Consider the following 21,092-nt stretch of genomic DNA (forward strand, 5'->3'; position numbering starts at 1 on the left):
GAGCGGCTAACTCGCTGTGAAAAAGATGACTTTCCTCTAAAAGCAAAGGGCGGATTTGGAGGAAAATCCCTATTTTCTTCGCGAGTTGACCGAGCCGTCTTCACTTTTCGAATTACACTAATTTTTTTAATAGAGGGGGAATGATTGGATGGCGGATTTACGTACAAATCTTGCAGGAATTAAATCACCCAATCCATTTTGGTTAGCTTCTGCACCACCGACTAACTCGGGCTATCAAGTTCAACGTGCTTTTGAAGCAGGATGGGGAGGCGCAGTGTGGAAGACACTAGGGGATCCGATTATTAATGTTTCTTCCCGTTTTGCAGCGGTAGGGTTTAACGGGCAGAAGGTAGCGGGATTCAATAATATTGAATTAATAACCGATCGTCCACTTGAAGTGAATTTAAAAGAGATTTATGAAACAAAAAAAAGGTTTCCTAATCATGCAATTATTGCTTCTCTAATGGTGGAGCCACAACAGGAGAAATGGCATGAAATTGTCAAAAAGGTAGAGGCTGTTGGCGTCGATGGATTGGAATTGAATTTTGGTTGTCCACACGGAATGGCGGAACGAGGGATGGGTTCTGCATCAGGTCAGGTACCAGAGCTCGTTGAAAAACAAACTTATTGGGTGAAGGAAGTAGCACAGACACCCGTAATCGTTAAACTTACACCTAATATTACAGATATTACCGTTACAGCTGAATCTGCGGTAAAAGGTGGCGCCGATGCTGTTAGTATGATTAACACTATTAACAGTTTAGCGGGTGTAGATTTGGACACGTGGAATACTATCCCGCACGTAGGGGGGAAAGGAGCTCACGGTGGATACTGTGGACCAGCAGTTAAACCAATTGCATTAAATATGGTTGCAGATTGTGCTCGTAATCCTCACATAAACGTACCGATATCTGGTATGGGCGGTGTATCTAGCTGGCAGGATGCAGTGGAATTTATGCTAATGGGGGCAACAGGTGTTCAGGTTTGTACAGCCGCGATGCACCACGGATTTAGAATTGTAGAAGATTTCAAAGAGGGGTTAAATAATTATTTAGACGAAAAAGGGTTGGATTCAGTACAAGACATTATTGGGAAAAGTGTTCCGAAATATTCCGATTGGGGCAACCTTGACTTAAATTATCATGTCGTAGCAAAAATTAATAATGATGTCTGCATCAACTGCAACAAATGTCATATCGCATGTGAAGATACGTCCCATCAATGTATTGATATGTTGAAGGATCCTAAAGGAAATCCTTATTTAAAAGTTCGCGAAGAAGATTGTGTCGGCTGTAACCTATGTTCCATTGTCTGCCCTGTAGATGGTGCAATTGATATGATTGAAGTTCCGAGTGGGCATATGCCAATGACATGGAACCAACGTCAAGCAGCAGTAGGATCTATTGGTGGCAATACGGTTGATACAACAAAATAAATTAGGAGGGATTTGAATGAAGAAAATTATTAAAAACGGAGTAATCGTTACCGCAACAGACACGTATGAAGCAGATCTGCTAATAGAAAATGGAAAAATAGCTGCTATTGGAACAAATTTCGATACAAATGGCGTTGAAGTAGTTGACGCTGAAGGAAATTATGTATTCCCTGGAGGAATTGATCCCCACACCCATTTAGAAATGCCATTTGGCGGTACTGTCTCCAAAGATGATTTTGAAACAGGAACAATTGCTGCTGCTTTTGGAGGGACTACCACTGTTATTGATTTTTGTCTCACAAATAAAGGGGAGCCGTTGCAAAACTCTATTGACACTTGGCATGCTAAGTCAAAAGATAAAGCCGTTATCGATTACAGTTTTCATTTAATGATTGGTGAAATTAATGAAAAGGTTCTAAAACAACTACCTGAAGTGATTGAAAAAGAAGGAATAACATCCTTCAAAGTATTTATGGCATATAAAAACGTTTTCCAAGCAGATGATGAAACACTTTTCCGTACATTAGTAACAGCAAAAGAGTTAGGTGCTCTTGTTATGGTTCATGCCGAAAACGGCGATGTCATCGAATACTTGACGGAGAAAGCATTGAAGGAAGGGAACACGGAACCTATTTATCATGCCTTAACAAGACCTCCTGAGCTTGAGGGAGAAGCTACAGGTCGTGCTGCTAGATTGACAGGACTTGCAGATTCACAGCTTTATGTTGTACATGTGTCTTGCTCAGATGCAGCCGAACAAATCGCACAGGCAAGAAGTAAAGGATTAAATGTATGGGGGGAAACATGCCCTCAATACTTAGTTCTTGACCAATCATACTTAGAGAGGCCGAACTTTGAAGGAGCAAAATACGTATGGTCACCGCCTCTTCGCGAAAAGTGGAATCAAGAAATTCTTTGGAATGCGTTAAAAAGCGGACAATTACAAACACTTGGGTCTGATCAATGCTCCTTTGATTTCAAAGGACAAAAGGATCTTGGTAAAGGGAATTTTACGAAAATTCCTAATGGTGGGCCAATTATCGAGGATAGAGTCTCTATCTTATATTCTGAAGGGGTAAATAAAGGTAGAATTACCCTTAATCAGTTTGTTGATATCATGTCTACCCGAAGCGCCAAGTTATTTGGATTGTACCCACAAAAAGGTACGATTGCAGTAGGTTCTGATGCAGATATTGTCATTTTTAATCCTAACAAAGAAAGAGTTATATCTGCTGAAACACACCATATGGCTGTCGATTACAATGCGTTCGAGGGGATGAACGTGACTGGTGAAGTTGTCTCCGTTTTCTCTCGTGGAGACTATGTTGTAAAAGACAAAAAATTTGTCGGTGAAATTGGAAAAGGTAAATACTTGAAGAGAGCAAAATACGGTTCAGAGCTTTCTTCAAAAGAGAGGGAGACACTTCAATCATCTTAACACCATGCGTACTCCATACTAAACTTTCTTGAACTACTCCTTGAGGCCGATTACAAAAAAGTGCTTATTTCTCACTAGTATAATAGAGAGTACTTTTTAATCGGCCTCCTCTCTCTAGTGTTTGGGTTAACTGTAAGGTTTGTCTTAAGAAGAAAACCATACCAAACAAAAGGAGTGTTCCATTTGAAAAAAAGTTATTTAAAATCACCTGATTTATTACCGATTAATGGAAAAGGTAGAAAGATTACAAATTTAGGATTCTCGTTTATGTGGGTTGGCATGGTCGTTGTTCTTGCTACATTTGCTATTGGTGGAGCTGGTATTATGAGCTTGCCTCTTCCTCTCGTAATATTGGCGACAATTATTGGATCCCTTGCAATAGGTCTATGTATTACTTTAACCGGTGATATCGGTATTGAGCATGGATTATCCTTCCCTGTTTATATGAGAGCCCCGTTTGGAACATTAGGTACTCATATACCATCACTAGCACGTGGGCTAACCGCATCAATGTGGTTTGGAATTAACACATACTTTGGGTCCACTGCGATGAATGGAATCTTAAACATATTATTTGAATTTGATAATTGGTTTGTATGTTTCCTGATTTTTGCAGCACTCCAACTAGTTAATACCGCATTAGGAATAAAAGCTGTAGAAAGATTTGCTGACCTAGCAGCCCCAATTATTATCTTAATTTCCATTTGGATGTATTCTTCCTTATCCGACTCCGCTGCAGCACAAGGAAGAGATATTTGGAGCTGGGTAGAAAATCCCGTGACAGGAGGGGCAGCAGTTACTGCATTTCTTGTTGTTATTTTTAGTAATATGGGGTTTTGGGCAACGTTAGCAGCTGATATTCCTACCATTTCCCGTTTTATTAAGGCACCGAAAAATGAAAAAAATTGGTTTAAGCGAAACAAAAGTGCGATTATAGGAAATCTTATCACCATGCCTATTGTTCAATCCTTTATGGTGGCGATTGGAGCAATTTCCTATGTAGCAGTTTTAAACTATGATCCAGTTATCGCCCTACAGGAGGCAGCGAGTGGACTTATTCTTGGAATTCTACTTCTAATGATTGTGCTTGCCCAGTGGTCAACGAACATAGCAGCGAATATTGTACCTGCTGCAACAATCTTTTCCAATGTTGGTGGACCAAAATTTCCATTTTGGGCAGGAGTTATCACGGCTGGAATTGTCGGTATTGTTGTTCAACCTTGGAATTTATTCGGCATCATTACGGCAGTTCTGTTGTTTGTAGGTGGTATTTTATCTGCCATTGTAGGCATACTCGTTGCCGATTATTATTTTATCCGTAAAAGAAGGGTAAATGTTCCTGATCTTTATGAAGAAAATGGTCAATTTCAATATAGGAATGGAATCAACTATGCAGGTCTAATATCCTGGATTATTGGTGGGGCAGCATCGTATTTTGTTCCAAGTTTTTCTTTCTTAGTTGGCTTTGGAGTAGGTGCACTATGCTATTACATTCTCGCTAAATTTTGGTGGTTTAAAAAATATGAACAAGCGGAACTAGTTAATCCAAGTGATGAGAAATATCTTGGGATTTCTGTCGGACGTGAATGGGATATAGCTTTACAAGAGAAACCTGCTATTCTCGAAGAAGTCTCTGAGTCTACAAATCTTTCGTGATTTCATAAGGATGGTGAAGATATGTCTGAGTATCAAGAGTTTTTAACGGAAAGAGATAAAATCGATGTTCTGATTCAACAAGGTTTTCGTATTATAAAGGTAACCGAAAATTTAAGTGGAGCATTTGTCCTGTTTAAACACAAACAAAATAATAGAAGTGTCACCCTGCATGTCAAAACAGCAAATGCGAGAAAGTACTTTTCTAATTTACTTGTTAACGGACAATAGATGTAGCTACTTATGGAAGGAGGGGAATGAAGTATGTCAAGCTGTAGAATTAATAAAACTCAGTCAAAACCAAAAACAAACAACAATTCTACTTTACCTATTTGTTTTAAAAATACAGAAGAACTAATAGAAGCTACGATAGATATACTGACTTCATCCGGAAAGAATGAAGAAGACTTTTCTAATGCAATGAATAGGGAAGTGCTTGTTTATTTCCCCCTTTTCCATTAATTAAGAGTAACGCCTTCTATAAGTGAGAATTTTCCGTTCTCTTGTCCAATAGTTTCCCTCAAGAAGGTGATTTGTTCCTTTAGAGGGAAATCTCTTTTTAACAGCGAGCTACCCGCTAGTACTAAAACAAGGAGTACAAAGATGAAACAAAACTTCCATTTAACCGTTAAAGATATACTAAGTCGTAAAAATTTTGAGCATGCAAGAATAATCGCAGGAAATAAAGGTGTAAATCGTCCTGTCAAATGGGTACATGTAGTGGAAGTAACAACAATAAAAAATTTACTGAATGGAAATGAACTTATCCTCTCAACAGGTGTTGCCTGGAAGAAGGAAGAGACATTTCTATCCCTTTTCAAGCAGCTAATAGACTGCGGCGCAGCAGGGCTATGTATTGAGATCAGAACTAACATAACCACAATTCCCGATAGCATAATAGAGCTTGCCGAGAAGCATTCCTTTCCTATTATCGTTTTTGAACAAGAAGTTCCCTTTGTCTGCATTACACAAGACATACACGCATCATTAATTAACCAACAATATGAAATGATTTCAAACTTAGAACGCTATGGGCAATCACTAAATAAGAAACTGCTTCATATTGAAAACTACAAAGATATTTTACGTTATCTACATGAAGAGCTTAATGTAACTGTTCTTTTTCAACTAAAAGATCATTCCCTAGAAGTTGTTCCGGGAGTCACCGGAAAAAACAAGAAATTACTCTCAGAGTTAAAAGAAGAAAAAAGCAAGCAAATTGCATCATCGAAAGTCGTTCTCTTCGGTCAAGAATATGCTGAAGTTTTCATGTATCATCCCGACTATTCATTTGGTGAATACGAATTATTGCTGTTGGATAGAACATCAACGGCACTTGCTCAATATTTATTGCGGGAGTTATATGTAAGCGAGAAAAAAAGGGCAGAGAATTCAAAGTGGCTTAGTTCTTGGCTGCAAGGAAAACAGACAGCGGAAACAATCTCAACATATCTATCTAAAATAAACTCAGCATCCTCAATTAATGGTGGGGTTGTATGTATTTGTTCGCACGAGATATTAACTGAAAGCGAAAACCTTGATTTAACTTATTTTATTCTTGTATCAAGAAATATATTTGAACAACAAGGGTTCGTCGTATTAACAGAAAACCAGAAAGATAGACTCACTTATATTTTATTGAATATTCGCCGCACTTCCGATTGGAAAGAGCGATTAACAGCTGCTTTTGAAAGAATAAAAGAATCAGAACTTCTAAAAAGCAAGACTAGCCCTGCGATCTTTTTTTCAGCTGGTACTTTTCAAAACGACCTTATGAGAATACACCAGAGTTACGAAACGGCGGAACAAACGTTTTCTCTCTACAAAAAATTAAATAAGGAAGAAACCTATTATTTTTATGAAGATTTACATTTGTACCGTTTTATTTCCTTACTCGACAGTCAAGTCGATATGCAAGAAACCGCAGAAAATTTTTTCTCCTCACTTATTCAATATGACCAACAAACGAGCGGTCATCTATTCGAAACATTAGAAGTTTACCTTAATTGTCACGGTTCAAAAAAAGAAACGGCCAAAAAATTATTTATTGTAAGGCAGACACTGTATCACCGCTTGAAAAAAATTGAAGAACTATTAGGTGAGGATTTCATGTCACCTGAAAAAAGGGTAACCATTGAGTTTTTGTTGTTCGCATATAAATATTTACAAAACCCAAACGACGTGAAAGAGTATCAAACTAGAAAAGCATAAAAGATGTTAAACGAAACAAGCTCGATTATTTACATTATGTCTAATGAAAGATATACATTCATCTTTCATAATAGGCAGTAGAGTAACTAATGAAGAATGCGGCTAGTAAAACTAAAACTCTTCGCCGCTTGAATTTTAGGAGGAGGATCAATCACTTATGACTATAACAAAAAAAGAAATTGTTGTTCTAAAAAATTATATTAATGGCAAATGGGTAGAATCAACAAGTTCCAAAACGTTAGAAGTGTTAAATCCTGCAACAAATGAAGTATTGGCAAGTGTCCCGATTTCTACAAAAGAAGATCTAGAACAGGCCGTACTTGCTGGTAAAGAAGCGGCAAAAACATGGAGAAAGGTACCAGTTCCTAAACGAGCCCGCATTTTATTTAAATATCACACACTCCTATCAGAAAACCATGAAGAATTAGCTAGACTGGTTGTTCAAGAGAATGGAAAAGCCTATAAAGAAGCGTATGGCGAAGTGCAGCGAGGTATAGAGTGTGTTGAGTTTGCTTCAGGTGCACCTACTTTAATGATGGGAGAAAATTTAAGTGGTATTGCAGAGGAAATCGATTCCGAGATGTTCCGTTATCCATTAGGTGTTGTAGGAGGGATAACACCATTCAACTTTCCAATGATGGTTCCACTCTGGATGTTCCCAATGGCGATTGCATGCGGAAACTCTTTTGTCTTAAAGCCTTCTGAACGCACTCCAATATTAGCAAATCGTTTAGCAGAGTTATTTACAGAAGCGGGTGCACCAGATGGAGTATTAAATGTTGTCCATGGTGCACATGATGTTGTAAATGGATTATTAGAACACAAAGATATTGCTGCAATTTCCTTTGTGGGATCGCAACCTGTCGCAAAATATGTATATGAACGAGCTGCAGCAGAAGGAAAGCGAGTACAGGCCCTTTCTGGAGCAAAAAACCATCATGTCGTAATGCCAGATGCAGACCTTAATAAAGCAGCAGACCACGTTATTAGTTCTACATTTGGTAGTGCAGGTCAGCGTTGTATGGCATGTAGTGCAGTAGTTGTTGTTGGAAATAATGAGAAGTTTATTGAAATATTAAAACAAAAGGCAAACGAATTAGTTATCGGAAACGGAATGGATGATGAAGTACTACTTACACCGGTTATCCGAAAAGAGCAGCGTGAAAGAGCTATTGGATATATTCGCAAGGGACTAGAAGAAGGTGCAACACTCATTCGCGACGGACGTAAAGAAATGGATGAGCTAGAAGATGGAAATTTTCTAGGTGCAACGATTTTCGATCATGTTACACCAGATATGACAATTGCGAAGGAAGAAATTTTTGCTCCAGTTCTAAGCTTACTACGCGCGAAGGACTTAGATGAAGGGCTCGATTATATCCGCCAATCTCGATTTGGTAATGGAGCAACACTTTATTCAAAAGACGCGAAAGCTGTACGCCAGTTTAGGGAGGAAGCAGACGCGGGGATGATTGGAATAAATGTAGGCGTCCCAGCTACAATGGCATTCTTCCCGTTTTCTGGATGGAAAGACTCTTTTTATGGTGACATGCACGTAAACGGGAAAGACGGAGTCAATTTCTATACTCGTAAAAAAATGATTACTTCCCGTTTTGATTTTTAAGGTGTCACATAAATTAGATAATAGGCTTACCAAAAGGAGGGGTTTTAATGGTTAAAGCAGAACAGTCTCAAGATGTAGTGCTAGCGCAAGACGAGCAATTCATTTGGCACTCCATGAAGCCGTACAATCCTAATGCTACAATGGTTGTGACAGAGTCAAACGGATCATGGGTTACAGATACAAATGGAAAGAAATATTTAGATGCTATGGCTGGCCTTTGGTGTGTAAACGTTGGCTATGGGCGCCAAGAATTAGCGGAAGCTGCTTATGAACAATTAAAAAAGATGGCATATTTTCCATTAACACAAAGTCATGAACCGGCCATCAAGCTTGCACAGAAGTTAAATGAATTACTTCAGGACGATTATGTTATCTTTTTTTCCAACAGCGGCTCTGAAGCAAATGAAACTGCTTTTAAAATTGCCCGTCAATACCATCAGCAAAAAGGGGAGCATAACCGTTATAAAATCGTTTCACGATATCGTTCCTATCACGGAAATTCAGCTGGGGCATTAGCAGCAACTGGGCAAGCTCAGCGAAAATATAAATACGAACCATTAGCTCCAGGATTTATCCATGTTGCACCGCCAGATAGCTATCGGGATGAGGATGCGGTAGACCCACATGAGCTATCCTCCGTTAAAGAAATTGACCGCGTCATGACGTGGGAACTAAGCGAAACGGTCGCAGCGATGATCATGGAACCTATTATTACTGGCGGAGGTGTACTTGTTCCACCAGAAGGGTATATGAAAGCTGCAAAAAAGGTATGTGAAAAGCATGGTGCCCTCCTAATCGTCGATGAAGTTATTTGTGGATTTGGAAGAACTGGAAAACCATTTGGATTCATGAATTATGACGTGAAACCAGATATTATTACAATGGCAAAAGGGGTTACTAGTGCGTATTTGCCGCTTTCTGCAACTGCCGTAAAACGAGAGATTTATGAAGCGTTTAAAGGGACAGAGGAATACGATTACTTCCGTCACATCAATACCTTTGGCGGCAACCCTGCTGCATGTGCATTAGCGTTGAAGAACATTGAAATCATGGAAAACGAAAGTCTTTTTGAACGTTCCAGAGAATTAGGCGAAAAAATGTTAAATCAATTAAAAACTAGTCTTCAAAACGTTCCGTACGTTGGAGATGTGAGAGGAAAAGGGTTGTTGATTGGCATCGAACTAGTAGAAAATAAGGAAACAAAAGTACCTCTTCAAGTAGAGAAGGTAAATGAGGTAATCGCCTATTGTAAAAAACAAGGCATCATTATCGGTAAAAATGGTGCTACTGTCGCTGGATACAACAACGTACTAACACTCTCGCCACCTTTAACAACAGAAATAGAAGACTTGAATTTTATTGCAAAGGTAGTTGCAGAAGGTATTAAAAAATTAAATTAGATTAAGGAAAAAGGCGGACTAATGCAGTTCGTCTTTTTTAGGGAGTTAGTACCAATTTACTAACATACTTATTTTTTATAAAAAACAAGCAAAAATAAGGGGGTAAAAAATTATTTTACAAAGGGGTTTTTTTGTGACAAAGAATAAGCAAACGCCTTCACCAGAAGTCGATCAAAGAAAATTACTTAACGATAAAGTCAAAGCTCTTCGAGAAAACAATTTTGAAGATGGACATGTGCGAAGAGTTACTCAGAATGGTGCACAAGGTCAATAAAAACATCCTTCTTAATTAGGTAAAAGCGATTCTTTCATAAAGAATCGCTTTTACTATGTAATTTATTTATTCCATTCAGCTTACATCTGTTCCCATTCTTCTTGGGATGGTCCGTATAAGCCTGGAACTGTTAGTCCCGCTTGACGCATTAAAACAGTCATTTGACCACGATGATGTGTTTGATGCTGTAGAAGAACTAATAATACAGCTCCTAAAGGAAGTTTCTGTCCAAAGAAATCAACCATGCTTGTCATTTTCTCGTCATTCCACTCTTCTTTAACTGCATTTTGGAAACCTTTTGTCATTTGTCGATAACCGTCTGAAATCTCTTCTACTGAGAGGTCTTCATTGTTTTGTCTTTCAGCATGTTCTACATTTAAACCAATGGACGTCATCATATGGGGCACTGCTTCGACGAGATGCCAAGCAAGCTCCCCTAAACTTCTGTGATTTTCAGCAACCTTCTGTGAAAGCGATTCTTCTGATAGGTTATCAAGTACCCTCTGAGTTGAAGCTGCTTCAAGCTCCCAATTTTGTATAAAATCATTCAAATTTCGAAACATATTTTTTCCTCCCGATGCGAAATAATTATTTTCAAATACTCCATTTAGGATTTGATTACATGCCTTTTAAAAATAACGCTAATTTTACAAAAATACAAATGAACAACTCGTTCATAAAGCTTTTATGATTTATTAATTGCACGTAAAAAGGCAATCGTTGACCTTTGATTGTTGAATGAAGAATTTTTGTTTTTTTCCCCTCTTAAATGGGTAACATAAAAATATTTACAGCAGCATTGTCAAATGAGGACATCTAGAAAATAGCTAAAGAAGGGGGATGAAATCATGAAACTGACATCTGAACAACGTATCCAGTTGCACGAATTCAATAATTTAACAAAAACGCTTAGCTTTAATATGTATGATATATGCTATACAAAAACAAGAGAAGAACGCGAAGCTTATATTGAGTATATTGATGAAGAATACAGTGCAGAAAGGCTAACTAAAATACTTAATAATGTTTCTGATATCATTGGTGCCCATGTATTAAACATCGCAAAACAAGACTATGTACCACAAGGAGCAAGTGTGACGATATTGGTGTCTGAAGGGCCGGTGGTAGAAGTACCGAATGAGTCTTACGAAGAGTCACCGGGACCGCTTCCGGATTCGGTTGTCATGCAATTAGATAAAAGCCATATTACCGTTCATACATATCCGGAATATCATCCAAATGAGGGGATTAGTACGTTTCGCGCTGATATAGATGTGTCTACTTGCGGGGAGATTTCCCCACTTAAAGCACTTAATTATCTTATTCATTCTTTTGATACTGATATTATGACAATGGATTATCGTGTCCGTGGTTTCACGCGCGATATTAATGGAGAAAAGTTGTTTATTGACCATGACATTAATTCCATACAAAATTATATTCCTGACAATGTGAAGGACTCTTACGATATGATTGATGTTAACGTGTATCCACAAAATATTTTCCATACAAAGTGCAAATTAAAAGAATTTGATCTAAACAACTACCTTTTTGGCTATACAAAGGATAAGCTCGATGCTGTGGAGAGAAAAGAAATTACGGATAGACTAACAAGAGAAATGAATGAAATTTTTTATGGGAAAAATATGAAATAACTATGGTGTAAAAAGCGGTTCTTGTAATGGAGAATCGTTTTTTTCATTTAATGTATTAGATATGAGTCATTAATTAGACTGTTAACGCGAAAACTATTAGTATTATTACAGAAAAGCAATATTCTACTTGCTAAAACTGAAAAGGCTCAATTAGGGGCAACAAGCTTTTTTAATAAAATAGAGGAGGTCGCTCTTTGATTTTAACTATTTTGTTAAAAAAGTTCTCAAGTCCCTAGCCGTTAGAACTAGATAAAGGGGATTTATAATGAAAAGGCTAGAAATTCTGCACGATGAAGCAGTGCAACAGACGAAACAAAAAGCAATGGATGACCTAGACCGTTTTCTCGGATCAAAAGATACATGTCCTTCTTATGAAGAATATATTACCAATAGACGTCATTATCTTGAACAGCTATGGGTTAATATTTGGCTTAATAAGGTAACAAATGATGTCCCAAGAAAAGAGAAAAAAGAATTTTTACGCGAAAAAGATTATGAGGTAGAAGGGGTGGATAAAAAACTAATTAATAAGGTTTTTCGTAATGAAATGCGAACCTATCAGTCTTTCCCGCTATTAGAATGGCTTGACAGTGAAATTGCCCCTGATAAAAGTGACTGGAATGAGCGCTATGTGCAAGCAAAAGAATTGTTCATTCAACGCGAAGAAGAAAAAAAACAGCAGGAATTGGAGAAAGATGTTACAGAACGCTTGAGGAAAGAAATTGATCATCTTGTCAATCAACACCGAATGACAGCGTATTTATACATAAGACATCGTATTGCATTAATCCTTATGGATGATTTTAAAAATGGGGTAAAATATAAAACCATTGACACTTTTAGATTGGAAGAAAAATTAGAAGAACAAGGGAGTTTTATCCCGGAAGATTATTCCATGATAAGTGATTTTTTTCAAGAACTAACAGGAGAAATTCATAAAACGACACATTGGGATAGAGGTTACTGGGAATATGAAATTTATTTTGACAAATATGAGCAAATAGTATTCGATCTAACTTCTAAAATAATTCCAGAACTAGTGCTAAACAACCTTTCAGTCAATCTTCTTCATCAATACGAAGTTGTTTACAATGACAAACTTACTTATAAAGATTTGAAAAAAATGTTAGCTGAACCTATCTATAGTTTTGGCGATTATTATATTGACATTATTCAAGAAGAGTTTGTAGCAGATCTTGTAAACTTAGCAGAAATTCCTTTTGATGAAAGTGTTCATTTGGAAGTATATGAAAGAGATCTTGCTAACCGAGAAATAAGAAAGGCGGAAGAAAAAGCAGCGTTAGAACAAAAAAAACAAAAAGAAAAACAAATGCTGCAAGATATTTTTGGTAGAGAGTATAGTCCATCGCTATCCGAAAATATACAATATATTCTCCATATCGGCGAAACGAATACAGGAAAAACCCATCATGCATTACGAGCAATGAAAGAGGCTAAAAGCGGTTTATATCTCTCTCCATTACGGTTACTAGCCCTTGAAGTTTTCGATAAACTTAACGAGGAAGGGATTCCATGTAACTTAAAAACAGGAGAGGAAGAAAAAGAGATGCCTGGGGCAAAACATATCTCCTGTACTGTTGAAATGTTTTATGAAAAGGATATATTTGATGTGGTCGTAATCGATGAAGCACAAATGCTGGCAGATAAAGATAGAGGGTTTTCTTGGTATAAAGCAATTACGCAGGCAAATGCAAAGGAAGTGCACATTATTGGAAGCAGAAATGTGGAACCGATGCTTCTTGAGCTTTTAGGTGATAGTAATATTGAAGTTCATGATTATACTCGCGATATTCCACTTCAAGTGGAATCAAAAGAATTCTCGCTAAAGGATGCCCGAAAAGGAGATGCCATCGTTTGTTTTTCTAGAAGAAAGGTACTCGAAACAGCATCAAGACTTCAAAGTAATGGACATTCTGTCAGTATGATTTATGGAAGTATGCCCCCAGAGACTAGAAAAAAGCAGATGCATCGTTTTAGTAAGGGGGAAACAAATATCATTGTCGCAACAGACGCCATTGGGATGGGGTTAAATTTACCGATTCGTAGAATAGTTTTTCTTGAAACAGAAAAGTTTGATGGAACGAGAAGAAGAAGGTTAAATTCCCAAGAAGTAAAGCAAATTGCAGGACGTGCTGGACGAAAAGGAATCTATAATATAGGAAAAGTCGCTTTTTCAAAAGATATAAAAATAATGAGGAAGTTATTAGAACAGCAAGATGAACCAGTTCAATCATTTGCAATTGGACCGACAAACAATGTATTTGAACGTTTCCAAAAATATTATCATGATCTTGGGAACTTTTTCGACCTGTGGGAAAAATTTGAAAGTCCTTATGGTACAAAAAAGGCAAGTCTTTTTGAGGAGAGAGAGTTGTATGAACTAGTACGCGATACGGAAATAGAAGCAAAGCTCAATATGATGGACCTTTACGGATTTCTACATCTTCCGTTTTCAAAAAAAGAGCAAGAACTTACAGAACAATGGCTACACACAATGTTTGCAATCGTTGATGGGACGGAATTGCCAGAACCAGTTATTAAAACGAAGAATCTTGAGCAACAAGAAGTTTCTTATAAAGCGGTTGGACTTCATTTGTTGTTCCTTTACAGACTTGAGAGGAAAACGGAAGCCATCTATTGGGAACGAGTAAGAGAGGAAATAGCGGACGGGGTACATGAAAGTCTGAATACGGAAATATCAACAATGACGAAAACATGTCAACGTTGCGGAAGGGCACTCCCATCTGACTTCAAATTTGTTGTTTGTGATAGTTGCCATTTCTCTCGAATCCGGAAGAAAAGAAAACGATATTATCGATAAATGTAAAAAACACTGACCTATAAGTATTAATCGCTTATAGGTCAGTATTAGAGAGAATCCTTACTGTCTAACAGTGAACTTATTGATTTTGTTGATTTGTTAATGATTGCTCTGCAATGGCGATTAGACGTTTTGTCATTTCTCCGCCGACAGAGCCGTTTGCTCGAGCGGTCGTATCTGCACCAAGTGTGACTCCAAACTCACTTGCTATCTCTTCCTTCATTTGGTTGAGAACATTTTCTGCACCAGGAACAACAAGTTTGTTTCTTGCCATGATACATCACTCCCGACGATTATTTGAGCAAAAGCCATTGCTCTTTATTAATTTTCCCCCAAAAAAGATTATTTTATTGAAAAAGGTCAGGTCAATCTTTTCCAAAGTTAACTTACTCCAGATGTACTAACAATTTTTTATATAAATTCCCGTTAATTGTTGAACATATTTTTAATTGAATATAAAATTCAGTAGGAATAATATTGTTACAAGTAGAATATAGAATTGTTTGAGCTGAAAAAACGAAGAGGCATTAATTAGAAAGGGGAGGAATTGTTAATGAATTCACATGAAATAGAATACATGCTTCATGGGGACGACATGCAATTTGTTGAAATCGAATTAGACCCAAGTGAAAGTGCTATAGCTGAAGCCGGTGGAATGATGATGATGGAAGATGGCATTGAAATGGAAACAATATTTGGGGATGGAGCACAAGGCGGGAAATCAGGATTTTTAGGCAAACTCGTCGGTGCTGGAAAACGCGTTTTGACGGGGGAAAGCTTGTTTATGACAGTTTTTACTAACAATGGGGTAGGAAAGAAGCATGTTTCGTTTGCGGCACCTTATCCTGGTAAAATTATCCCTGTTGATTTAAGTGAGTTAGGTGGAAAAGTAATTTGTCAAAAGGATGCCTTTTTATGTGCAGCAAAGGGTGTTTCCGTTGGAGTTGATTTTCAGAAAAAATTAGGAACTGGATTCTTTGGGGGCGAAGGGTTTATTATGCAAAAACTAGAAGGAGATGGATTAGCATTTCTTCATGCTGGAGGAACAATCCAAAGAAGAGAGCTACAGCCAGGTGAAACATTGCGAATTGATACTGGCTGTCTAGTAGCGATGACAAAAGAGGTTGATTATAATATTGAGTACGTTGGTAAAATAAAATCTGCCTTTTTTGGAGGCGAAGGTCTATTTTACGCTACCGTTCGTGGTCCAGGTACAGTTTGGATTCAATCCCTTCCGTTTAGTCGTTTAGCTGATCGTATTTTTGCAAGTGCGCCTAAAAATGGTGGTAGAACAGGTGAAGGAAGTATTTTAGGGGGATTAGGTGATCTTCTGAATGGTGATGATTAACAGATTGTAGTATATATAATTTACCTTCCCTACAAGACGTGTTTTAAAAGCATGTCTTGTTTTTATTAGAAGCTCAATGGTGTTCAATAGCTCCGAGCGAATATATAGATAGTATAAGAACGAATGCTAATAGTTATTTAACATCACGATAATAGTAATTGGATTCGATGAGCAAAATATACGTAAGTTCCCATCAAAATATGCTATTCTTTTTACACTATCAACTAAAGAGGTGTAATGATGAAAATAGAAGTATGGTCTGATTTTGTTTGTCCGTTTTGTTATATAGGTAAACGTAGATTAGAGGAAGCGTTAGAACAGTTTCCTCATAAAGAAGACGTGGAAGTAATATTCAAGAGCTTTGAGCTTGATCCTAATTCGGAACGTAATTCAGGTAAAACAATTCATGAAGCATTGGCAAGTAAATATGGAACATCTATTGAACAAGCAAAGAAGATGAACGAAAATATGGGGCAACAGGCAGCAACAGTTGGGCTAGATTTTCAATTTGATAATATGATTCCAACAAACACATTCGATGCTCATCGGTTAGCAAAATACGCTAAAAACGCTGGGAAGGCACCTGAAATGACAGAACGCTTGCTAAAAGCATATTTTACACAATCTCAACATATTGGCAGTCATGAAACATTACTAAAACTAGCTGAAGAAGTTGGGCTAGATCGTAATGAATCTGAGGCTGTTCTAAGAAGTAGCGATTTTGAAAATGAAGTGCGTGCTGATGAAGAAGAAGCACGAAACATTGGGGTTCAAGGTGTTCCATTTTTTGTTTTAAATCGAAAATATGCAATTTCTGGCGCACAACCCCTTGAAGTATTTACAAATGCTCTCCAAAAGGTATGGGAAGAAGAAAATGCACAACCAAGTTTGCAAACATTAACGTCTGAAGGTTCGGACGGAATGACTTGTAGTGACGATGGCTGTGAAATTCCAAACGAAAAAAATTAACTAGTCCTAGCCGTGCTCTTAAAAAGCACGGTTTTTATTTTGATTTCGATTAAATAGAATAGTGCCGTACCAAGTACATACAAGTTCTAAAAATAAAATAATAAAAGAAAAAAGGGAATAACAGGGATAATGATGAATATAACAATTAAGGTATAAAATCAGTATTTTCGAAAGGCAAAAGAAAACACACCTATGAACACATACTAGACTTTATGTAAATAATAGGAGGAAGAGTAATATGGACTTTCATTTTTCAGAAGAACAAGAAATGGTAAGAAAGCTAGTTAGATCCTTTGTAGACAAAGAAATTAACCCTTACATTGCTGAATGGGATCGTCAAGGTATTTTCGAAACAGCCATAATGGACAGGCTTGGAGAATTGAATTTAATGGGAGTATGTATACCAGAAGAATATGGCGGTTCCGGAATGGATTATAATACGCTTGCGATTGTTTGTGAAGAATTAGAGCGAGGAGATACTGCATTTAGGACTGCCGTTTCGGTGCATACAGGGCTTAATAGTTTGACCTTGCTTCAATGGGGGAATGAATTTCAAAAGAAAAAATATCTGACCCCACAAGCAAAAGGAGAAAAAATTGGTGCTTTCGGTTTAACAGAACCTAACGCTGGGTCTGATGTTGCTTCGCTAGCCACTACTGCTGTAAAAGATGGTAATCATTATATTTTAAATGGACAAAAAACATGGATTTCCTTATGCGATGTCGCTGATCATTTTCTCGTATTTGCTTATACAGACAAGAGTAAAAAACATAAAGGAATTTCCGCTTTTATCGTAGAAAGAACTACACCTGGGTTCTCCTCAAAAGCTATTAAAGGCAAGCTTGGAATTCGGGCTGGAAATACAGGTGAATTATTCTTTGATAATGTAAGAGTCCCAGCCGAAAACTTATTAGGTGAAGAAGGAGAAGGCTTTAAAATTGCGATGTCTGCACTAGATAATGGTAGATTTACCGTTGCTGCTGGAGCTTGCGGACTGACTGAAGCCTGTCTAGAAGCAAGCGTAAAATATTGTCATGAACGAAGTACATTTGGTAAGGAGATTGGAAGACACCAGCTTGTTCAACAAATGATTGCTAAAATGGAAGCTGGATTACAAATGTCTCGATTACTCGTCTACCGAGCAGGTTGCTTAAAAAATGAAGGAAAAAGAAATACGAGAGAAACATCACTCGCTAAGTGGCAAGCGTGTGACATAGCGAATGAAGCAGCAAATGATGCAGTTCAAATCCATGGTGCCTACGGGTATTCCGATGAATATCCTGTGGAAAGATATTTACGAAATTCAAAAGCACCTGTTATTTACGAAGGAACAAGGGAGATTCATACGATTATGCAGGCGGAATACGTGCTAGGATTTAGAGAAGATAAGCCGTTAAGTAAGCCTGTACCTTCATGGCCATTTGAAGATTTATCGGTAAAGTGAAACTTGTAAGCAAGCGATTGGGCTATTAATGCACATAAAATAGTTTGACTATTTAAAATTCTCCACATTCTATTAGTAATAGTTATGGAGAATTTTTTAGCGAGTGTATTGTAGATGTTCAAGGGGGAATAGCATGAAAATAGCTGTTATTGGAGCTGGAGCTGTTGGAGGTTTCATCGGGGGATTACTTCATAGAGCGGGTGAAAATGTTACTTTTATTGCGAGAGGAAAGCATTTGCAAGTAATGAAAACATCAGGATTGAAGATAACATCAAAAATCGACACCTTTACCGTCTATGCACCGTTTCATGAAAGCATAGAAATGATAGAGGAAGCAGACCTTATCCTTTTTACGGTAAAATCTACTGAAACGAGCAATATAATAAAACAAATAAAACCCTATGTAAAAAGAGATGCAGTCATTCTTACACTGCAAAATGGTGTTGATAATGAAGAGGTGTTGATCGAACATTTTGGTATAGAAAAAGTATTAGCGGGGTCCGCTTATCTTACCTCTGAAATTAAGAATGCGGGGCATATTTTACAACAGGGGAAGCATTCCATTGTTTTAGGTTCATTAACGGAAGAAAGCAAGGGAGTCGCAGCAAAGGTTAAAGAGATATTTGTACGTTCTAATATTCACACTAGCCTTTCTGATAATATTATTAATGCCAAATGGGAGAAATTATTGTGGAATGTTACATTTAATCCATTATCTGCTGTTTCAGAAGCAACCGTTAAAAGTATTTTAGAAAATCATCACTTAAAGACTATTGCGGAGCAAGTATTGAATGAAGCGTTAGAGATTTCTAAGAAAGTTGGCATTGTTTTACCAAATAATATTGTCGAACGAATTTTTATGAAAGCAAGTTATGCACGAGATCATCAAACATCAATGCTTCAGGATAAATTAAACGGAAAGCCAATGGAAATCGAATCATTATGTGGCTTTTTTGTTCGTAAAGGTAAAGAATTACAAGTAAATGTTTCAATTCTTCAGACACTGTATTCATTATTATCCTTTATGGATCGTAAGGAGTTGAGAGTGTGATACAAGAGAAAGTAACATTCACTTTTTTTAATTCAATTATAACAGATATAAACGGGGTTATTCAGTCATATCATTTAGAAAAAGATGAGGTACTTGCTCATTCTCTCTCAAATTCTCGCACCATCCATAATAGTTTTGATCACTGGAATGAAAAAGAAAATAATTTAGTGCTAGCAACAAAAAATAAAAGTAAATATCTACTTTTTTATAATGAATATAAGGAAGATGAAAAAACATTTAAAATTTTTGTTGTCGCAAATGGTACGGAATTTTTCGACCTACTTGAACGTGTAAAAGATTTGGATAAGTCTAAAGACGAACTAGATGCGATTATTGAGTGTTCGTATGATGGCATCTATATTACGGACAAATATGGAAATACATTAAACACAAACTCAGCCATTGAGAGAATAACAGGCATCCCTAAACACTACTATATTGGTAAAAATACAACCCATTTAATAAAAAGAGGTATTTTAGAAGAATCAGTAACACAAAAGGTAATGGAAAAAAGAGGTACAGTTTCTGTTGTACAAAAAAATTTCAATCAAAAAGAGACGTTAATGACAGGGAGTCCAATTTTTAATGAAGATGGAGAAATAGAAAAAATCGTAACGAACATCCGTGATCTTTCTGAATTAAATGACTTAAACAGTGAACTAAAGAAGGCACAGCAATTGAATGAAAAGTATAAGGAAGAATTGAATCTATTAAAAGCGTCTACAATCATTGACTCCGATGTCATAATAAAAAGTGACAAAATGATAGAAATATTTAATATGGTTGGGCGACTATCTAGTTTTGATACAACGATTTTAATACTAGGTGAAACGGGTGTTGGAAAGGACGTATTAGTTCGTCACCTATATAGAACGAGTTCACGTTTTAAAGAAGGACAACTAGTAAAAGTGAATTGTGGTGCCATTCCAAAAGAACTATTAGAATCCGAATTATTTGGATATGAAGGCGGTGCTTTCTCGGGGGCAAGTAAGAACGGAAAAGCTGGAATGTTTGAGCTCTCCCATAAGGGAATACTATTTTTAGATGAGGTCGGAGAACTTCCATTTGATTTACAGGTAAAACTACTCCGTGTCCTTCAAGAAAAAGAGATTATGCGAGTGGGCGGGACAAAAACTAAAAAAGTAGATGTTCGGTTAATAGCAGCTACAAATAGAGACTTAAAGGAAATGGTGAAAAATGGACATTTTCGAGAAGATTTGTATTATCGTTTGAATGTTGTTCCCGTATCCATACCGCCGTTACGACTTAGACAGGATGACATTTTACCATTAATCCATTATTACCTTAATAGATATAATCAAAAATACAGTGAATCGAAGATACTAGATAAAGATTTGAACAACTTCTTTTACCATTATGAATGGCCTGGTAATGTGAGGGAACTTTCGAATTTAATCGAGCGTCTTGTTTTAACAATTCCGAATACCACAATAACAGTATCTGATCTTCCTGAGGAGTATAAAAAGAAAAATGATATGAATATAAATTCAACAGAAGGTCTATCTCTTAAAGAAACGGTTGAACTTGCGGAACGCACGGTATTAAAATCAGCTTTAGTACAATATAAAACTACATATGAAATTGCAGAAGCACTAAAAACAAGTCAGGCAACAATTGTAAGAAAGTTACAAAAGTATAACTTATCCTGAATTAATTTTGAATTAAATGAAAGTTTATTTCTTTCAATGGAAGGCTATATTCTATAGAATAATTGAATTTAAATTCAA

Annotated in this window: 18 protein-coding genes; 16 read left to right on the forward strand and 2 right to left on the reverse strand. The window is 36.9% G+C overall.

The window, feature by feature from the left end; all coding sequences use genetic code 11:
* Positions 1 to 148 precede the first annotated feature (148 nt).
* The 9 genes from preA (at position 149) to ACFSUL_RS15830 (ending at position 10,035) form a co-directional block, all read left to right on the forward strand.
* Positions 149 to 1,435, forward strand: coding sequence for an NAD-dependent dihydropyrimidine dehydrogenase subunit PreA (preA, locus tag ACFSUL_RS15790; RefSeq protein WP_377936899.1), 1,287 nt, complete (start codon positions 149 to 151; stop codon positions 1,433 to 1,435).
* Positions 1,436 to 1,451: 16 nt separating this feature from the next.
* A complete protein-coding gene (hydA, locus tag ACFSUL_RS15795; RefSeq protein ID WP_377936900.1) occupies positions 1,452 to 2,873 on the forward strand; it encodes a dihydropyrimidinase in 1,422 nt (473 codons plus the stop codon).
* A gap of 183 nt (positions 2,874 to 3,056) precedes the next feature.
* Positions 3,057 to 4,529: an NCS1 family transporter gene (locus ACFSUL_RS15800; RefSeq protein WP_377936901.1), complete on the forward strand. Its 1,473-nt coding sequence runs from the start codon at positions 3,057 to 3,059 to the stop codon at positions 4,527 to 4,529.
* Positions 4,530 to 4,550: 21 nt separating this feature from the next.
* Positions 4,551 to 4,757, forward strand: a complete 207-nt coding sequence (locus ACFSUL_RS15805) for a hypothetical protein (RefSeq protein WP_377936902.1) — start codon at positions 4,551 to 4,553, stop codon at positions 4,755 to 4,757.
* Positions 4,758 to 4,790: 33 nt separating this feature from the next.
* Complete coding sequence (locus tag ACFSUL_RS15810) at positions 4,791 to 4,988, forward strand: hypothetical protein (protein ID WP_377936903.1); 198 nt, start codon at positions 4,791 to 4,793, stop codon at positions 4,986 to 4,988.
* A gap of 141 nt (positions 4,989 to 5,129) precedes the next feature.
* Positions 5,130 to 6,737, forward strand: coding sequence for a PucR family transcriptional regulator (locus tag ACFSUL_RS15815; protein WP_377936904.1), 1,608 nt, complete (start codon positions 5,130 to 5,132; stop codon positions 6,735 to 6,737).
* 157 nt (positions 6,738 to 6,894) lie between these two features.
* Positions 6,895 to 8,361 carry a CoA-acylating methylmalonate-semialdehyde dehydrogenase gene (locus ACFSUL_RS15820; protein WP_377936905.1) on the forward strand — a complete coding sequence of 489 codons (1,467 nt, stop codon included), beginning with the start codon at positions 6,895 to 6,897 and terminating at the stop codon, positions 8,359 to 8,361.
* 47 nt (positions 8,362 to 8,408) lie between these two features.
* The gene (locus tag ACFSUL_RS15825) at positions 8,409 to 9,761 is read left to right on the forward strand and encodes an aspartate aminotransferase family protein (RefSeq protein ID WP_377936906.1); all 1,353 of its coding nucleotides are present in this window, start codon (positions 8,409 to 8,411) and stop codon (positions 9,759 to 9,761) included.
* Between the two features lie 133 nt (positions 9,762 to 9,894).
* Positions 9,895 to 10,035: a hypothetical protein gene (locus ACFSUL_RS15830; protein WP_377936907.1), complete on the forward strand. Its 141-nt coding sequence runs from the start codon at positions 9,895 to 9,897 to the stop codon at positions 10,033 to 10,035.
* Positions 10,036 to 10,115: 80 nt separating this feature from the next.
* On the opposite strand, the gene ACFSUL_RS15835 is transcribed toward ACFSUL_RS15830, so the two are convergent.
* Complete coding sequence (locus ACFSUL_RS15835; protein ID WP_377936908.1) at positions 10,116 to 10,598, reverse strand: DinB family protein; 483 nt, start codon at positions 10,596 to 10,598, stop codon at positions 10,116 to 10,118.
* A 285-nt stretch (positions 10,599 to 10,883) separates the two neighbouring features.
* On the opposite strand from ACFSUL_RS15835, the gene speD reads away from it, so the two are divergent.
* Together speD and ACFSUL_RS15845 are read left to right on the forward strand one after the other, a co-directional pair.
* On the forward strand, positions 10,884 to 11,690 hold the full coding sequence (gene speD / locus ACFSUL_RS15840; protein ID WP_377936909.1) for an adenosylmethionine decarboxylase: 807 nt from the start codon (positions 10,884 to 10,886) through the stop codon (positions 11,688 to 11,690).
* A 265-nt stretch (positions 11,691 to 11,955) separates the two neighbouring features.
* Positions 11,956 to 14,532 carry a helicase-related protein gene (locus ACFSUL_RS15845; RefSeq protein ID WP_377936910.1) on the forward strand — a complete coding sequence of 859 codons (2,577 nt, stop codon included), beginning with the start codon at positions 11,956 to 11,958 and terminating at the stop codon, positions 14,530 to 14,532.
* 79 nt (positions 14,533 to 14,611) lie between these two features.
* Here the strand turns inward: ACFSUL_RS15845 and ACFSUL_RS15850 are convergent, their stop codons facing one another.
* On the reverse strand, positions 14,612 to 14,806 hold the full coding sequence (locus tag ACFSUL_RS15850; RefSeq protein ID WP_071412307.1) for a small, acid-soluble spore protein, alpha/beta type: 195 nt from the start codon (positions 14,804 to 14,806) through the stop codon (positions 14,612 to 14,614).
* Between the two features lie 279 nt (positions 14,807 to 15,085).
* Here ACFSUL_RS15850 and ACFSUL_RS15855 point away from each other — a divergent pair, with 279 nt between their 5' ends.
* The 5 genes from ACFSUL_RS15855 (at position 15,086) to ACFSUL_RS15875 (ending at position 21,014) form a co-directional block, all read left to right on the forward strand.
* Positions 15,086 to 15,880, forward strand: a complete 795-nt coding sequence (locus tag ACFSUL_RS15855; protein ID WP_377936911.1) for a TIGR00266 family protein — start codon at positions 15,086 to 15,088, stop codon at positions 15,878 to 15,880.
* Positions 15,881 to 16,120: 240 nt separating this feature from the next.
* Positions 16,121 to 16,849: a DsbA family oxidoreductase gene (locus ACFSUL_RS15860; RefSeq protein ID WP_377936912.1), complete on the forward strand. Its 729-nt coding sequence runs from the start codon at positions 16,121 to 16,123 to the stop codon at positions 16,847 to 16,849.
* A 238-nt stretch (positions 16,850 to 17,087) separates the two neighbouring features.
* Positions 17,088 to 18,293 carry an acyl-CoA dehydrogenase family protein gene (locus tag ACFSUL_RS15865; RefSeq protein ID WP_377936913.1) on the forward strand — a complete coding sequence of 402 codons (1,206 nt, stop codon included), beginning with the start codon at positions 17,088 to 17,090 and terminating at the stop codon, positions 18,291 to 18,293.
* A gap of 133 nt (positions 18,294 to 18,426) precedes the next feature.
* Positions 18,427 to 19,344 (forward strand): ketopantoate reductase family protein, encoded by a 918-nt coding sequence (locus ACFSUL_RS15870; protein WP_377936914.1) that lies wholly within the window; start codon positions 18,427 to 18,429, stop codon positions 19,342 to 19,344.
* Complete coding sequence (locus ACFSUL_RS15875; RefSeq protein ID WP_377936915.1) at positions 19,341 to 21,014, forward strand: sigma-54 interaction domain-containing protein; 1,674 nt, start codon at positions 19,341 to 19,343, stop codon at positions 21,012 to 21,014. Before ACFSUL_RS15870 ends, ACFSUL_RS15875 begins: the two co-directional genes overlap by 4 nt.
* The last annotated feature ends 78 nt before the right edge of the window (positions 21,015 to 21,092 follow it).

Source organism: Bacillus seohaeanensis (assembly GCF_042684945.1).
Classification (GTDB): Bacteria; Bacillota; Bacilli; order Bacillales; family Bacillaceae_B; genus Rossellomorea; species Rossellomorea seohaeanensis.

Excerpts from the sequence above, each read along its gene's own strand:
- preA (WP_377936899.1), top strand. The coding sequence starts at position 149 with ATGGCGGATTTACGTACAAATCTTGCAGGAATTAAATCACCCAATCCA.
- hydA (WP_377936900.1), top strand. The coding sequence starts at position 1,452 with ATGAAGAAAATTATTAAAAACGGAGTAATCGTTACCGCAACAGACACG.
- ACFSUL_RS15805 (WP_377936902.1), top strand. The coding sequence starts at position 4,551 with ATGTCTGAGTATCAAGAGTTTTTAACGGAAAGAGATAAAATCGATGTT.
- ACFSUL_RS15810 (WP_377936903.1), top strand. The coding sequence starts at position 4,791 with ATGTCAAGCTGTAGAATTAATAAAACTCAGTCAAAACCAAAAACAAAC.
- ACFSUL_RS15815 (WP_377936904.1), top strand. The coding sequence starts at position 5,130 with ATGAAACAAAACTTCCATTTAACCGTTAAAGATATACTAAGTCGTAAA.
- ACFSUL_RS15820 (WP_377936905.1), top strand. The coding sequence starts at position 6,895 with ATGACTATAACAAAAAAAGAAATTGTTGTTCTAAAAAATTATATTAAT.
- ACFSUL_RS15825 (WP_377936906.1), top strand. The coding sequence starts at position 8,409 with ATGGTTAAAGCAGAACAGTCTCAAGATGTAGTGCTAGCGCAAGACGAG.
- ACFSUL_RS15835 (WP_377936908.1), bottom strand. The coding sequence starts at position 10,598 with ATGTTTCGAAATTTGAATGATTTTATACAAAATTGGGAGCTTGAAGCA.
- speD (WP_377936909.1), top strand. The coding sequence starts at position 10,884 with ATGAAACTGACATCTGAACAACGTATCCAGTTGCACGAATTCAATAAT.
- ACFSUL_RS15845 (WP_377936910.1), top strand. The coding sequence starts at position 11,956 with ATGAAAAGGCTAGAAATTCTGCACGATGAAGCAGTGCAACAGACGAAA.
- ACFSUL_RS15850 (WP_071412307.1), bottom strand. The coding sequence starts at position 14,806 with ATGGCAAGAAACAAACTTGTTGTTCCTGGTGCAGAAAATGTTCTCAAC.
- ACFSUL_RS15855 (WP_377936911.1), top strand. The coding sequence starts at position 15,086 with ATGAATTCACATGAAATAGAATACATGCTTCATGGGGACGACATGCAA.
- ACFSUL_RS15860 (WP_377936912.1), top strand. The coding sequence starts at position 16,121 with ATGAAAATAGAAGTATGGTCTGATTTTGTTTGTCCGTTTTGTTATATA.
- ACFSUL_RS15865 (WP_377936913.1), top strand. The coding sequence starts at position 17,088 with ATGGACTTTCATTTTTCAGAAGAACAAGAAATGGTAAGAAAGCTAGTT.
- ACFSUL_RS15870 (WP_377936914.1), top strand. The coding sequence starts at position 18,427 with ATGAAAATAGCTGTTATTGGAGCTGGAGCTGTTGGAGGTTTCATCGGG.